The organism is Kitasatospora sp. NPDC088783 (assembly GCF_044750705.1).
Taxonomy (GTDB): Bacteria; Actinomycetota; Actinomycetes; order Streptomycetales; family Streptomycetaceae; genus Kitasatospora; species Kitasatospora fiedleri.
Window position 1 is genome coordinate 408,260 of the sequence record NZ_JBIVKJ010000004.1, and the last position, 13,745, is coordinate 422,004.

Consider the following 13,745-nt stretch of genomic DNA (forward strand, 5'->3'; position numbering starts at 1 on the left):
GAGGAACGGGACATGGGGGCGATCGTCTTCAACGTCACCACGGCCGCGCTGATGGTCATGATGGTCAACTGCGGCCTCGCGGTGCTCGGCCGCGACACCCTGCGCGGACGGCCGCTCCCCTGGGCGGCGATCGCCCTCACCGCGACCGCCGTCGCCGGGGTCCTGCTCCAACTGACGTGGTCCGGAGCGATGGACGCGCTCGACGCCGACCCCGCGAAGTCCGGCTGGTGGCGCGAACTCACCTCGGTGTTCATGCAGAACGGCGGCCTGTTCGGCGGCCTGTGGAACCTCCTCACCCTGGCCGCCGTCGCCGCGCTCGCCCAGTGGTACTGGGGCGGCCCGCTCACCCTCGCCCTCTTCCTCGCGGGCGTCCTGCTGCCCGGCCGCGTCGACACCCTGCTCGGCCTCGGCGACGGCCCCAGCACCGACCCCCGCAACTTCGCCGGCAGCTCCGGCGCCACCTACTTCCTGGGCGCCACCCTGGCCCTCGCCCTCCTCACCCGCACCCGCCTCCCCGAGGAGATCGCCCTGGCCGCCGGCGTCCCGGTGCTCGGCCTGGCGATGTGGTTCGCCCAGGACAACGGCCACGGCCTGGTCTCCGTCTACGGCTTCGCCCTCGCCGCAGCGATCCGGGCCGTCCGCCACCTGCTCCGCACGGCCCGCCCGACCGCCGATCCGACGGCCTGACGGCCTGACCCCGCCCGGTCGGGGGCGGCGCCGCGTCCAGCGGAGCGTCCGGATGTACAACTGGTACATTCGCTACATGAGCGAGCCCATGATCGAGTCCATGGCCGAGGTCCGCAGCCACCTTGCCGACGTCATCGACCGGGCGCGTCGTGAGGAGACTCCGACGATCATCACCCGGCGCGGCAGGCAGGAGGCCGTGGTGATCGACATCGAGGAGTACCGGCGGCTCCGCCGGATAGCGGACGCTGCCGAGGAGGCCTGGCTGAATCGGCTGGCCGACGAGTCGGAGGCGGAGGGCCTGCAGGGGTCCGTTTCCCTGGAGGAGATGGCGGCGCTCCTCCGCAGCCAGGAATGCTGACGTCCGATGGGCCACGTCACGCGCTTCACCCCGCGCGCGCAGCGGGACTTGCTGAAGATCGAGCGCTCCGACGCCCTGCGCATCCTGCGCCGACTCGCCGACCTGCAGCGGGCGATGGACCTCGGTGACACGACGGCGTTCGACGTCAAGGCACTCCAAGGGCACGCGGCCCGTTGGCGTCTCAGGATCGGCGACCACCGAGCGGTCTACACCGTGGAGAACGGCCAACTGATCATCTGGGTCCTGGGCGTGGGCCACCGCAGCGACATCTACCGCCAGTTCCCCTGACGAGCCGCACGTGACGCCGACTCCGAACGGCGCGCCACACGGCGAAGCCGGCGGAGGCGAAACCCGAACTCGCGGGTGGCCGCCCCGGCGGGCTCCCCCTTCCTCCGTGCCAGGACAGGCATCCGGGACACCGGCGGCCTCGAAGGGCGATCCCCTCCGGTCCCTCGGCCGACGCGCCACCGATCACCAAGGGGGCGTCTCACCCGCCTGCGCCGGTCAGCGGGCCGGCCCGTGGTCGTCGTCGTCCGGCCGGAGTTCGGCGACGATCTCCAGGCCGAGCGCGTAGGACGGCGTGCCCGAGGTGATCAGCGCCGTCTCCGCGACCCCGATCAGGTCGGCGATCCCGGCGCCCGCGTGGAGTGCGCCCCGGGCGTGGATCCGGGCCGGTTCCGCCCGGCAGAGGGCCAGCAACTGGCCGAAGTGGACCAGCTGTTGGACGCGGTCGCCGAGCGGGCTGTCGGCCAGGACGAGGTGGCGCAGCGCCGTGAACGCCTCCTCCGTGGGGAGCCGCCCGAAGTCCCGGGCCAGCCGCAGCCGGTCCTCCACGGCGGGCGGGACGGCTCCGAGCGTCGTGCGGTAGCGCTCCCGCAGCGCTTCGGAACGCTCGGCGAAGGTGCGGTCGGTCATGCCGCGACCCGCGCGATCGAGGCCCGGACGGCCGCCAGGGCGCCCGCCGGGAAGTCCACGGCCCCGCCGATCGCCGCGGCGGCGATCTCGGCCTCGGCGCTCTCCTCGACCGCCACCACCAGGTGCGCGGCAGCCGCCGCGTCCGGGCCGAACACCAGCAGCCCGTGGTTGGCCAGCAGGACCGCGGACGTCGTCGGCCGCCGCTCCAGGACCTCGGCGACGCCCCGCACCGAGACGTCCGACCCGCGCGGCCCCCAGGGCACCACCGGCACCTCCTCCGGCTGCCCGAAGCGGAGCATCGGCTCGGTGCGGCACGGCAGCGGCCGGTGGGCCACCGCGAAGGCGGTCGCGGCGGGCGAGTGGGTGTGGATGACCGCGCCCACCTGCGGGCGGGCCCGGTAGACGGCGCTGTGCATGGTGATGATCTCGGCGCTGACGGAGCGCAGCTCTCCCTCCAGGACCCGCCCGTCCAGCCCGACGGTCGCCAACTGGTCCGGCTCCAGGTCGCGGACGAACCCCGGCGTCAGCAGGAAGCGGTCGGCGTCGAGCCTGACACTCAGGTTGGCGTGGCCGGAGTGCGACATCACCCCGGCCACGAAGAGCTGCCGGGCGGCCTCGACGAGCTGGTGGGCCCGGTTCTTCACCTCGGGCGTGCTGGTCATCCCTGCGTCTCCCATTCCGTTCCGGCGGCGGCCGGTTCGCCCCCGCTGCGCGTGACGGCCACTCTGCGACGTGAACTAAGGTTCAAGTCAAGCGCCGCCCCGGCCCGCCGGAGCGGGCGGACGGAGGAGGAACCGCGGACCGTGGAGATGACGATCGGCCGGCTTGCCGAGCTCACCGGCGTCCCCGCGTCGGCCATCCGGTTCTGGGAGCGCCACGGCCTGCTCCCCGCCCCCGAACGCCGCAACGGCCAGCGCCGCTACCCGCCGCAGGCCGCCGAACGGATCGTCCTGCTGCGCAAGTTCCAGCAGGCCGGCCTGAGCCTGGCCGAGGTCCGGGAGTTCCAGCAGGACCAGCCGCGCCGGCAGGCGATGATCCGCGCCAAGCTCACCGAGATCGAACAGCGCGTGGTCGACCTCGACCACGCCCACCGACTCCTGACCCACGCCCTCCAGTGCGGCCGGACCGACATCGTCACCTGCCCCACCTTCCGCGAGCAGCTGACGGCCCGGAACCGGCCCGACTGACGCCGACCCCGGCCACCTCGCCCCGGGCCACCCGGCCTATCCGGGCATCACGCCGTGGATGCGGGAGAGGGTGAACACCCGCTCGGCGTCCCGCAGGTGGCACCAGGCCCGGAGGTAGGGCGCGTCGAGTTCGAGCCGGCTGAGGGTGCGGACGGTCGTGCTGCCCGAGGTGGCGGTGTACTCGACGGTGATCCGCCGCCCTTCGTCCACGGCGTGGGCCAGCTGGCGGGCGTCGGTGAAGGACAGGTTCCGGGCGGTCCCGGCGATGATCTCCTCGGTGTCGCTGTGGTACGGACGGCCGTCCCAGGGATCGGGCTCCGGAACGTCCTGCGGGGCGTCCATGAGCCGGGCGGCCAAGGCCGGCAGGTCGACGCCCGTCCGGCCGCCCGCGGCGGGGACGGCCGCACGCCGGGTGCGGGGCCTGCCGCCGGGCGGGCGCGGGGACGGAACGGGGCTCGTCGCCCGCTGCCGCCGGGCCCGCTCGATGCGGACGGACCCGTCGGGCTCCTCGGCGGTGGGGGCGTAGCCCGCGGCGCGCAGGGCCGCGAGCGTCTCGTCCGGCGGGGTCCGGCTGAGCAGCACCGTGGGCGCCAGCTGCCGCAGGCCGAGCCGGGAGAGCCCGCGGTGCGCGGCCAGTTCCGCCAGCAGGGCGGGCTCCGCGCCGTGGACCACGCAGGCGGCGGAGACGACGCGGACCCGGCCGTGGCCGCGCGCGGTGTCGTGCACCAGGTACGAGAGGGGCTGGGGGAGCGGCCCGCCGGCGGCGGCGGCCAGGTCGGCGACGAGGACGTCGGCGGTGAGACCGGCGTCGAGGGCCCGTCGGACGCTCCCGCTGCTGAACCGCCACACGGACGCCGCGCCGGAGCTCTCCCGGTCCGCGGCGGAGTCCAGCAGCGCACGGAGGCGCGCCGTCGGGGTGCCGGCGACCACGGCCGTCAGGTCGCTGCCGAAGCGGGCGGTCGCGCTGGCGGCGGGCAGCAGCCGCCGGCAGGCGTCGGCCAGGACGTCGGCGGCGTCGAGGGCTCCGGCGGCGTCGAGGGCTCCGGAATCGCCGGGAGTGACGGCGAGCAGGGCCGCCCCGAGCGGAGACACCGCTCCGAGCGCGAGCACGCCGAGCAGCTCCGCCTCCCGGATCAGGGTGGCGAACGGCGTGGAGTCCCCGGGGAGTCCGTCGGCGAACGGGCGCAGCCACCCGAGCAGTTCCCCCAGGTCCGCCGGGTGCACCGCGCCTTCGCCGGCCGGGAGCCGCGCCGCGGCCGCGAGCAGCCCGTGCCGAGCCTGGACGCAGCCCTGGCAGGGCGGTGCTCCGGCAAGCGCCGGCAGGGACTTCCCGTCCTCGTCGCGGCTCCCGCCGGGGGTCCGCGGGAGCGCCCACCACGCCCGGAGCAGCACGGCGAGTTGGCCGGCCGGGTCCTGCTCGGCCCAGGCGTCGTAGGACGCGGTCGCCGCCACCCGGTCGCCGTCCGGGGCCAGCAGGCCGGCCGCGCCCGCCGCCTCCAGCACGAGGCGCACCGCGATCTCGTCGCACCGCGCCGCCCTGCCGATCCGGGACAGCTCGCGCGCGCCGATCCCACCGGACTTGAGCCGGGCCGGCGGCGCGGTCGCGCACGTCCCGAGCACGGCCACGGCACCGGCCGTGAACGCCATCGCGGCGGCGGAGGCCTCCCGTTCGACGCCGGAGCCGGTGACCGGCGCCGACCGCACCTCGGGCGGGACGGGAGTGAACGGGGCGTGCCAGTCGGCGCCGCGCAGCGCGAGCGCCACCTCCGCGGGCATCCGGGCCGGCCCGTAGCGGTGACGGTCCTCGACCAGCAGCCCCCGCTCCACCGCCCACCGCTCACCGGGCCGGGCACCGGGCGGCGGGCCCCCGAACAGGACGGCGCCCGACCGGTCCGCGGCCTCGTGCGCCCGCCGCCGGAGCAGCTCCCGGGTCGCCGGGGGCGCCCCGGCCACCAGCGCGACGACCCGGGCCGGATCGCTGTGGTGGTCGACCAGCGCCGCCAGCCGCGCCGCCTTCCGACCGGCCGAGGGCCGGACGCCGAGCCTCGCCAGCACGCGGCCCAGCTCGTCGGAGCCCGCGCCCGCGAACAGCCGCCCGAGCGGCGCGTCGAGCCCCAGGGGCGAACCCCACGCGTTCCGCAGCGCCGCCGCCGTCCGCAACAGTCCCTCGCCGGCGGGCCACACCAGGGCGTGGTCGGCCAACTCCTCCAGCACCGCGTCCAACCCGCGGGCGCGGTCGCCGTCCACCGCGTCCAGCAGCCCGGCCAACTCCCCGCGCGACCCGGACGCCAGCGCGACGACGGCCTCCGCCACCTGCAGACCGGGCAACGTCAGCCGGGCCAACGCCGACGCCACCGACGCCGGACGCTCAAGGCGCTCCGCCAGCTCCCCCACCGACCGCGGCTCCGGCGCCACCGCGGCATCCGGCCGCGCCACCAGCACCCGCTCCAACCCGGCCGCCCCCAGCCCGTACAACCACCCGGCCAGCACCAGCCCACCCTCCCCACCGACGGAACACCACATCCCACCGGGCCGCCCCACCCTCCCGGACCCGCCCGTGACCCCAAGCATGGCGCACCACCGCGAGCGGGGTGCGACGAAGCCCCGAAAACCACCACCGCGGCCCGGTCGCTTCCGCCCGGCCCACAGCGCACCGACGCCCCGGCCCGTGTCGTGCCTCCGTCCCGGTCCCACTCGCTCCACGCCGCGCGCGCGTGCCACCGGAATCTCGCCATTTCTCCTGCGCGGCCGAGTCGTTGCCGCCACCATGGGCGGATCGCCACCGGAGGTTCACATGTCCATCACGCTCTCCAAGGGGGAGAACGCGCTTCTGGCCGACTCCCGCTGCCGGGTGACCGTCGTCGCTTCCGGCCTGCCCGTCGACGTCTCCGCGGTTCTCCTCGGCCCCGGTGGCAAGGTCCGTGGCGATCACGATCTGGTGTTCTACAACCACCCGTCCCAGGACGGCGTCACCGCGGCCGGCCCCACCGTCACGGCGGACCTCGGCCGCGTCCCGCCCTCGGTGGAGCGCATCGCCGTGGTGGTCAGCGTCGACACCGACCTCCCCCAGGGCCGCTTCGGCACGGAGAGCACACCCAGCGCCGGCATCGAGTGCGGTTCCTCGCGATTCGTCTTCGTTCCGCCGCCGATGGACGGCGGAGAGACCGTGACGGTTCTCGTCGAGCTCTACCGGCGCGGGGGCAAGTGGAAGGTGCGGGCTGTCGGACAGGGGTGGTCCAGCGGGTTGGCAGGTCTGGCGGCGGACTTCGGCATCGCCGTGGACGAGCCCGGGCCCGTGGCCGCCCCTTCGGCGGAGCCCGCGCCCCCGCCAGCGGCGACGGGCGGCGCGCCCCAACCGCGCATCCGTGCCGATCGGGCGGCCCCGGCCGACCCGCCGCAGCCGCCCGGACACGCTCTGCCCACCTCCGCGCCGGGTTCGCCCGCCCTTCTCCGCCCCGCCCGACCCCTCGGCAGAGTCGCCCTCGGCAAGGGCGGTCAGGCCACGATCGACATGCGCAAGGACGACCCCCACCTCGTCGTCACCGCCAGCCTGGAATGGGACGGTGGCAGTAGGGCACGGCGCCAAGCCGGCGCAGACCTGGATCTCTACGCCCTCCACGTACCCCGCAGCGCCGTCACCCCCAAAGGCCCCAGGCCGACCAAGTCCGAGCAGGTCATCTACTACCGGCACCTCGGTTCTCCGGTCGAACCCCCGTACATCGTCCTCGACGGCGACGCCCGCAACCCCGGACGGGAGACCATCACCATTCGTCGGCCGGACCTCCAGGGCTACGTCCTCATCTGCGCCTACAGCGCGGTCGAGAACGGCACCGGCTCCTTCAAGTCCTACGGCGCCCGAGCCGTCGTCACGGACGGCCGCGGCTCCACCGTCACCGCCCCGCTGTACAACAACCGCAACCTGTCCTACTGGGTCGCCATCGCCCTCATCGACTTCACCGTCCCCGGCGGTATCGAGATCCGCCACGTCAAGAAGTACAGCGGAAACCACCAGGAGGCCCGCCCCGTGCTGTACTCCAACGGCAACTTCCGGATGAGCACCGGGCCGGTCGAATTCAAGACCGAGTGAGCTGCGCGCGAGTCCCACCGCCCTCCCCCCTCGGAACCCACCGAGCTCCACGGTGACGGATTCCGGAAGCCCCGAGCGCGTTGCCTGATCCCGGGCCGCAGGTGCGGTCCGGGCCTTCGATCAGGCGGAGGACGCGGGATTCGAACTCGTGAGGGGTCGTCCCCCACCGGCCCTCCACGTCTCCTCGGCGCCGTCCGCCGGGGTCCACCCCCGCCCTGACCGCTGCTGGAGACGTCCCCCGCAGCGGCCGGACCCCGCCGGACCGCACTGAACGAGACCGGGGCCAGCGGCCCGGGACCAGCCCCGCGAACCGGCTCGTGCTGCCCGGCCGGGTCCCCTCAGGGCCGGCGGTGCGGTCGGCGCAGGGTGGTGCGGGCGGGGAGCCAGGTGCCGAGGGCGGCGAGGGAGGCCGCGCCGAGGAGGACCAGGGCGAGTTCGGGGACGGGGACGGCCGCCCCGGCGGTGCCGCGGGTGATGCCCTCGGCGTAGGTGCTGAGCACCGTGAGGGCGACGGCCAGGCCGAGGGCGGTGGCGAGGGTGACGGCGACCGTGGTCTCCCAGCCGAGCATCCGCCGGATCTGGCGCCGGGTGGCACCGGCCAGGGCCAGCGCGGTGAACTCGTGGCGGCGGTCGGCGATGCCCATGGCCAGGGTGTTGACGACGGCGATGGCCACGAAGGTGATGATCAGCCCGAGCGTGACGTAGCCGATCTGCGCGCCGGACCGGTCCGTCGCGGCGGCGGAGGCCCGGTCGAGCACCCCGAGCCCGGGGTCGCCGCGCAGGGCGGCGGTGAGCGACTGCCGGGTCAGGCCGTCGCCGCGGACCAGCAGTTCGTCGTCCAGCGGCACGTCGACGTGGGCGGCGACCAGGTGGTGCGCGAGGGTCAGGTCGCCGAAGCCGAGGCCGCGGCCGTAGAGCGCGACCACCGTCACCTCCGCCGGGGTGCCGTCGGCGAGGGTCAGCCGGATGCGCTGGCCGAGCCGGTAGCCCAGCCCGTCCGCGGCCGCCGCCGTGTCGTCCGCCAGCCGGTCGAGGTCACCGGCGGTGACGCCGAGGTCCAGCGTGTCGGCCAGCCGCTCGGGGGTGACGGCCTGCACGCCGCGCCTGGTGAGCCCGTCCCGGACCTGACTGTGCAGGACCCGGGTCACCGTCCGGACGCCCGGCACCGCGGCGAGCGCCTCGGCGGCGGAGGCCGGAGCGTGCGGGCCGACCACGAAGTCGGCGGTGCTGCCGTGCTCGCGCTGGGCGGCGGCCGCGTGCTCGGTGGTGGCCTGGGTGAACAGGATGGTGCAGGCCATCGCGATCAGCAGGGTCAGCGGCACGACCACCGACGCCAGCCGGTGCGCCCCGGCCCGCAGGTGCCGGACGGCGAGCCAGCCGCCGGTCCGGGACGCCCGCAGCGGCAGGGACAGCACGGCCGTCCCGGCTCCGGCCACCGGCGGGCCGAGCAGCGAGAGCGCCGTGCACCACAGCAGCACGGCGAGGAAGCAGACCGGCGTCGACGCCTGGTCGGAGTGCAGGACGGTCAGCAGGGCGGTCAGCACGGTCGCGCCGGCCGTGGCCAGCACCCCGAAGCCGATCCGGGCCGGAGCCAGGCGCGGCGGCTTCGACTCCGCCTCGCCGAGCGCCTCGACCGGCCTGATCGCGGTCGCCCGCCGCGCCGAGACCCGGGCCGCCACCCAGCCGGCCAGCAGCGTGACCGCCGCGGCGGCCAGCGCCGGGAAGGGCGAGAACACCACGGGCAGGTTGGCCGGGACGACGCCGAGGGCGACGAACCGGCCGTCCAGCCAACCGCCCAGCGGCAGACCGGCGGCGGCACCCGGAATCCCGGCGGACAGGCCGAGCACCAGCGCCTCGCCGCCGATCATCTTCCGGACCTGCCGCCCGGTCGCGGCCACCGCCCGCAACACCGCGATCTCCCGTTGCCGCTGCCGGATCGACAGGCCGAAGGTGCCGACCACGATCAGCAGGGCGACCAGCAGCGAGGTGCCGGCCAGCACGGCGCCCATGCTGACCAGGCGCACCCCGGCCCCGGCGGCGTCCGGGAACTCCGCCCGCCCCCGGTCGTCGCCGGTGCGCACCACCGCGCCCGGGGCGCCGGCCAGCAGCGCCCGGACGTCGGCGGCGGCCGATGGCGCGGACGGGAAGACGCCGATCGCGCTGACCAGCCCGTCGTGGCCGGCGAGCGTACGGGCCCGGCCGGTGCTGAAGAAGACCGCGGCCTGGCTGTCGAAGCCCCGCGCGGTGACCCCGACCACCCGCACGCCCAGCGTCCCCGAGGGAGCCCGGACGACCGTGGCGGAGCCGGGCGACAGGTGCGCCCGGGCCGCGGTGCCCGCGTCGACGACCACCTCGTCGTCGGCGGCGGGCGCGCGGCCGGCGGCCAGGGCGAGACCGGCCAACGGCGCGGACTCCCAGCCGTGGCCCCACGAACCGCGGTCCGGGCCGCCGGGCAGCAGCGCCGGGAAGGTCACCTCGGTGGCGACGGCCCGCACCGACGGCAGCGCCGCGACGCGCTCCGCGAGGGCGGCCGGCACCCAGGCGCGGTCCGCGATCGGCTTGGCCTTCTCCTTGACCTTCCCCTTCCCCTTGTCCACGACGGCGTGCACCTCCTGGTCGCCGGACACCACGATCGGCGCCGCCGCGTAGCGCTCCGGCCGGACGGCGCCGACCAGGCCGGTGACCAGCAGCGTCCCGCAGCCGCAGACCAGGGCCGCGGCGCAGAACAGGGCGACGAAGGCGCCGGCGAACCCGGCCCGGCGGTGCCGGAGGGTGGCGAGCGCGAGTCCCAGCATCACCGGTTCCACGCCCCCAGCCGGATCATCCGGTCGGCGACCTTGGCGGCGGTCGGTCCGGCCATGGTGTCGACGACCCGCCCGTCGGCCAGGAACAGCACCTCGTCGGCGTAGGACGCGGCGACCGGGTCGTGGGTGACCATGACGAGGGTCTGGCCGAACTCGTCGACGGTCTGCCGCAGCAGGACCAGCACCTCACGGGCCGTCATCGTGTCCAGCGCGCCGGTGGGTTCGTCGGCGAACACCACCTCGGGGTCCGAGACCAGCGCCCGGGCGATCGCCACCCGCTGCTGCTGGCCGCCGGACAGCTGGCCCGGCCGGTGGCCGGTGCGCTCCTGCAGGCCCACCCGGCGGACGAGTTCCGCCAGCCGCCCGGCGTCGGCCCGGTGTCCGGCCAGCCGCAGCGGCAGCGTGACGTTCTGTTCGACCGTCAGCGCGGAGACCAGGTTGAACGACTGGAACACGAACCCCGCGCGCTCGCGCCGCAGTTCGGTCAGCTCCTTCTCGCTCAGCCGGGACAGGTCGGTGCCGCCGAGCCGGACGGTCCCGGCGGTCGGGCGGTCCAGGCCCGCCGCGCAGTGCAGGAAGGTGCTCTTGCCCGAACCGGACGGCCCCATCACCGCGGTGAAACCGCCCTTCGGCAGCCGCACCGTCACCTCCCGCAGCGCGGCGACCGCGCCCCGCCCCTTGCCGTGGACCTTGCTCACGGCGTCCAACGTGATCGCTTCGCTCATGCCTCCAGCCTCCCGGCCCGCGAACTCCCTTCCCAGGGAAGGGATCACGCGGCACCCGTGACGTCGTCACGGGTAGGGTCGGGCCATGATCAGACTCCTGCTGGCCGAGGACCAGCACGTGGTGCGCGGGGCACTGGTGGCCCTCCTCGGGCTGGAACCCGACCTGGAGGTCGTCGCGGAGACGGACTCGGCGGACGACGTGCTGCCCCGGGCCCTGGTCTTCCACCCCGACGTGGCGGTCCTGGACATCGAGATGCCGGGCCGGACGGACGGCCTGCAGGCGGCCGCCGCGCTGAAGGAGAAGCTGCCGGCCTGCCGGACGTTGGTGCTGACCTCGCTGGGCCGCCCCGGGCTGCTCCGCCGGGCCCTGGACGCGAAGGTCGACGGCTTCCTGCTGAAGACCGCGCCGCCCGCCGAACTGGTCGCGGCCATCCGCCGGGTGGCGGCCGGAGGAAGGGTGCTGGACCCGGCCCTGGCCGTCGCCGCCTGGGACCTGGCGGACAACCCGCTCACCCGCCGCGAGAACGACGTCCTGCGCGAACTGGCCGGCGGCGCCGAGCCGCCCGAGATCGCCGCCCGCCTGCACCTGTCCACCGGCACGGTGCGCAACGTCCTGACCGCGGTCGTCGGCAAGCTGAACGCCCGCAACCGCACGGACGCCGTCCGGATCGCCCGCGAGGCCGGCTGGCTCTGACCGCCGCCGGCCCCCGCGGCTCAACGCGGCGGCACCTCGGCCCGCAGCAGGTACCAGCCGTCCTCCGGCCCGGCGGCCAGGGTGCCGCCCGCCCCGGCCAGCCGGACCGTCAGCCCGCCGATCCCGGAGCCGGGCGCGGTGACGTCCGCCCCGACGCCGTCGTTCTCCACCTCCAGCCGCACCGCCTCCCCGGCCGCCGAGACGGCGATCCGCACGTACCGGGCCCGGCTGTGCCGCAGGACGTTGGTGACGGCCTCGCGCAGCACCACGGACAGCACGGCCCCCGCCGCGTCCGGTACCGGCCCCTCCTCCAGCTCCACGGTGATCCCGGCGGCCTCCAGCACCGCCGCCGCCGAAGCCAGTTCGGCGGCGAAGGACAGCCGGGGGCCGTCGGCGGCCACCGTCCCCAGCTCGGCCCGGCCGCGCTCGGCCAGCCGCACGATGTCCGCCAGCTCGGCCCGGCAGCGGACCGGATCGGTGCCCGCCAGCCGCCGGGCCAGCTCGGCCTTGAGCAGGATCGCGGTCAGACCGTGCCCGAGCAGGTCGTGCAGGTCCCGGGCGGCGCGCAGCCGTTCGGCGACGACGGCGGCCCGGGCCCGCCCGTCCGCCGTCCGCTCCAGCTCCCGCACCAGCCGGACCAGGCGAAGCACCGCGTACACCACCACGCAGGTGATCAGCACGCTCACGGCGGTCAGCGGCACCGCGGCCGCGCCGCCGCCACCGATGACCCCGGCGGACACCGCCACCGCGCCGGCCAGCGCCGCGCCCGCGCGCAGCGGCAGGGCGATCAGCAGCGAACCGGCCAGGATGCCGGCCGCGCCGATCCAGTTCCGACCCAGCCAGGGGAGCGGCAGCAGCGCCAGCACCGCGGAGGCGAGCAGCGCGGCGCGGGCGTGCCGCGTCGCGTCCCGGATCGAGAAGCGGACCTGGAAGGCGCAGAAGACCGCCGCGCACCCCACCCCGAGGACCAGCCGGGGGCCGGGGACGAACATCAACGCCCTGGCGCAGAACACGGCGAGCACGAACCAGTACAGGCCGAGGGCGGTCCGCAGCTCCGGCGGGTCCACGGCGGGCGAGGCCGGCGTCACGGGCACCGACGCCTCCACCGCGAAGCGCCCGTCGGCCTCCAGCCCCGCCGCCAGCCGGCCGCCGACCGCGCGCACCCGCCCCGCCAGGTCGTCGAGCAGGTCCGCGCCGAGCGCCGCCGTCGGCACGCCGTCGCTGACCACCCGCAGCACCACCCGCCCGGCCCGTTCCTCGGTCGAGACCTCGCACCGCCGGGCGTCCCCGACCCGCACCACCGCGGTGACCGCCTCCCGCAGCACCGTCGCCAGCACCGTCCCGGCCGGGCCCAGCGGCTCGCGGTGCCCGATCCGCAGCTCGGCCGCGACGCCCGCCGAACCCAGCAGGGCGCGGGCGCTCGCCGCCTCCGGCGCCAGCGAGAGGCTGCGCAGCTCGGCTGCGGCGGCCCGGACCGCCGCCAGCGTCCGGCGGGCCACGCCGATCAACCCGTCCAGCTCCGCCGGATCCCGGCGCTCCGCCGCCTCCCGGATCGCGGCCATGCCCGGGTCCAACCCCTTCCCCATCGCGGACGCGATGCGCAGCCGCTCGCCGGTGACCGCGGAGGCCGCGAGTTCCAGCCGCGTGTCGTGGACCCGGCCCGCCAGCAGCGCCAGCGTGGTCACGGCGTAGAGCATGCTGCCGCCCAGGGCGACCGTCAGCAGCAGGTCGACGGCCTCCCGCACCCCCGGGGCCCGGACCGCCTCCACCAGCACCGCCCCCACCGCCAACAGGACCAGCAGCACCCGACGCCGCTCCAACAACGACGAAGCCACCGGCAGGCACAGCAGACCCACCGAGACCCCGAGCGGCCCCACCGCGAGGAACCCGGCCCCCACCTCCACGGCCGCCCACCCGGCCCACCCGGGAAGTTTCCGGGTGTGCCGCGACTGCAACCCCACCAGCACGAGGCAGACCCCCACCACCACCGCCCCCGTCACCGGCTCCGCAGCGGCCCGCCCGACCCCCTTCAGCAGGTGGGCCAGCACCAGCGCCACGGCCACCGCCACCACCAACCGCCGCCCCACCAGCCCGCGTTCCCCCTCCACCCGGCGCATCGTACGCGGCCCGGAACGACGAAGGCCCGGACCGTCGAAACGGTCCGGGCCTTCTGCCGGCGGAGGATACGAGATGCGAACTCGTGAGGGGTTGCCCCCAACACGCTTTCCCATTCTCCTCGGCACTGTCCGCCGGGGTTCACGACCGTCCTGACCTGCGGCGGAACGAAC

At 76.0% G+C, this 13,745-nt stretch carries 12 protein-coding genes; 6 read left to right on the forward strand and 6 right to left on the reverse strand.

Annotation, left to right across the window (positions count from 1 at the left end; all coding sequences use genetic code 11):
* Window positions 1-12: 12 nt before the first annotated feature.
* The 3 genes from ACIP60_RS14355 (at window position 13) to ACIP60_RS14365 (ending at window position 1,333) form a co-directional block, all read left to right on the forward strand.
* On the forward strand, window positions 13-687 hold the full coding sequence (locus ACIP60_RS14355; RefSeq protein ID WP_400683557.1) for a hypothetical protein: 675 nt from the start codon (window positions 13-15) through the stop codon (window positions 685-687).
* A gap of 88 nt (window positions 688-775) precedes the next feature.
* Window positions 776-1,045, forward strand: a complete 270-nt coding sequence (locus tag ACIP60_RS14360) for a type II toxin-antitoxin system Phd/YefM family antitoxin (RefSeq protein WP_400684170.1) — start codon at window positions 776-778, stop codon at window positions 1,043-1,045.
* Between the two features lie 6 nt (window positions 1,046-1,051).
* Window positions 1,052-1,333: a type II toxin-antitoxin system RelE/ParE family toxin gene (locus tag ACIP60_RS14365; RefSeq protein ID WP_400683560.1), complete on the forward strand. Its 282-nt coding sequence runs from the start codon at window positions 1,052-1,054 to the stop codon at window positions 1,331-1,333.
* 216 nt (window positions 1,334-1,549) lie between these two features.
* Here the strand turns inward: ACIP60_RS14365 and ACIP60_RS14370 are convergent, their stop codons facing one another.
* Together ACIP60_RS14370 and ACIP60_RS14375 are read right to left on the reverse strand one after the other, a co-directional pair.
* Complete coding sequence (locus ACIP60_RS14370) at window positions 1,550-1,960, reverse strand: carboxymuconolactone decarboxylase family protein (protein WP_400683563.1); 411 nt, start codon at window positions 1,958-1,960, stop codon at window positions 1,550-1,552.
* Window positions 1,957-2,622 carry a class II aldolase/adducin family protein gene (locus ACIP60_RS14375; RefSeq protein ID WP_400683566.1) on the reverse strand — a complete coding sequence of 222 codons (666 nt, stop codon included), beginning with the start codon at window positions 2,620-2,622 and terminating at the stop codon, window positions 1,957-1,959. The genes ACIP60_RS14370 and ACIP60_RS14375 overlap by 4 nt, the downstream gene beginning before the upstream one ends.
* Window positions 2,623-2,769: 147 nt before the next feature.
* On the opposite strand from ACIP60_RS14375, the gene ACIP60_RS14380 reads away from it, so the two are divergent.
* The gene (locus ACIP60_RS14380) at window positions 2,770-3,147 is read left to right on the forward strand and encodes a MerR family transcriptional regulator (RefSeq protein WP_400684173.1); all 378 of its coding nucleotides are present in this window, start codon (window positions 2,770-2,772) and stop codon (window positions 3,145-3,147) included.
* A gap of 36 nt (window positions 3,148-3,183) precedes the next feature.
* Here ACIP60_RS14380 and ACIP60_RS14385 read toward each other — a convergent pair whose 3' ends face one another.
* Window positions 3,184-5,637: a helicase C-terminal domain-containing protein gene (locus ACIP60_RS14385; protein WP_400683569.1), complete on the reverse strand. Its 2,454-nt coding sequence runs from the start codon at window positions 5,635-5,637 to the stop codon at window positions 3,184-3,186.
* A 304-nt stretch (window positions 5,638-5,941) separates the two neighbouring features.
* On the opposite strand from ACIP60_RS14385, the gene ACIP60_RS14390 reads away from it, so the two are divergent.
* A complete protein-coding gene (locus tag ACIP60_RS14390; RefSeq protein WP_400683572.1) occupies window positions 5,942-7,234 on the forward strand; it encodes a TerD family protein in 1,293 nt (430 codons plus the stop codon).
* Between the two features lie 338 nt (window positions 7,235-7,572).
* On the opposite strand, the gene ACIP60_RS14395 is transcribed toward ACIP60_RS14390, so the two are convergent.
* Both ACIP60_RS14395 and ACIP60_RS14400 read right to left on the reverse strand, forming a co-directional pair.
* Window positions 7,573-10,029 (reverse strand): FtsX-like permease family protein, encoded by a 2,457-nt coding sequence (locus ACIP60_RS14395; RefSeq protein ID WP_400683575.1) that lies wholly within the window; start codon window positions 10,027-10,029, stop codon window positions 7,573-7,575.
* On the reverse strand, window positions 10,029-10,763 hold the full coding sequence (locus tag ACIP60_RS14400) for an ABC transporter ATP-binding protein (protein WP_400683578.1): 735 nt from the start codon (window positions 10,761-10,763) through the stop codon (window positions 10,029-10,031). The genes ACIP60_RS14395 and ACIP60_RS14400 overlap by 1 nt, the downstream gene beginning before the upstream one ends.
* An 85-nt stretch (window positions 10,764-10,848) precedes the next feature.
* On the opposite strand from ACIP60_RS14400, the gene ACIP60_RS14405 reads away from it, so the two are divergent.
* The gene (locus ACIP60_RS14405; protein ID WP_400683580.1) at window positions 10,849-11,457 is read left to right on the forward strand and encodes a DNA-binding response regulator; all 609 of its coding nucleotides are present in this window, start codon (window positions 10,849-10,851) and stop codon (window positions 11,455-11,457) included.
* 20 nt (window positions 11,458-11,477) lie between these two features.
* On the opposite strand, the gene ACIP60_RS14410 is transcribed toward ACIP60_RS14405, so the two are convergent.
* Window positions 11,478-13,565, reverse strand: a complete 2,088-nt coding sequence (locus tag ACIP60_RS14410; RefSeq protein WP_400683582.1) for a histidine kinase — start codon at window positions 13,563-13,565, stop codon at window positions 11,478-11,480.
* Between the last annotated feature and the right edge of the window lie 180 nt (window positions 13,566-13,745).

Bases quoted from the DNA above. Each gene is read 5' to 3' on its own strand.
- ACIP60_RS14355 (WP_400683557.1), top strand. From the start codon at position 13: ATGGGGGCGATCGTCTTCAACGTCACCACGGCCGCGCTGATGGTCATG.
- ACIP60_RS14360 (WP_400684170.1), top strand. From the start codon at position 776: ATGATCGAGTCCATGGCCGAGGTCCGCAGCCACCTTGCCGACGTCATC.
- ACIP60_RS14365 (WP_400683560.1), top strand. From the start codon at position 1,052: ATGGGCCACGTCACGCGCTTCACCCCGCGCGCGCAGCGGGACTTGCTG.
- ACIP60_RS14370 (WP_400683563.1), bottom strand. From the start codon at position 1,960: ATGACCGACCGCACCTTCGCCGAGCGTTCCGAAGCGCTGCGGGAGCGC.
- ACIP60_RS14375 (WP_400683566.1), bottom strand. From the start codon at position 2,622: ATGACCAGCACGCCCGAGGTGAAGAACCGGGCCCACCAGCTCGTCGAG.
- ACIP60_RS14380 (WP_400684173.1), top strand. From the start codon at position 2,770: ATGACGATCGGCCGGCTTGCCGAGCTCACCGGCGTCCCCGCGTCGGCC.
- ACIP60_RS14390 (WP_400683572.1), top strand. From the start codon at position 5,942: ATGTCCATCACGCTCTCCAAGGGGGAGAACGCGCTTCTGGCCGACTCC.
- ACIP60_RS14395 (WP_400683575.1), bottom strand. From the start codon at position 10,029: ATGCTGGGACTCGCGCTCGCCACCCTCCGGCACCGCCGGGCCGGGTTC.
- ACIP60_RS14400 (WP_400683578.1), bottom strand. From the start codon at position 10,763: ATGAGCGAAGCGATCACGTTGGACGCCGTGAGCAAGGTCCACGGCAAG.
- ACIP60_RS14405 (WP_400683580.1), top strand. From the start codon at position 10,849: ATGATCAGACTCCTGCTGGCCGAGGACCAGCACGTGGTGCGCGGGGCA.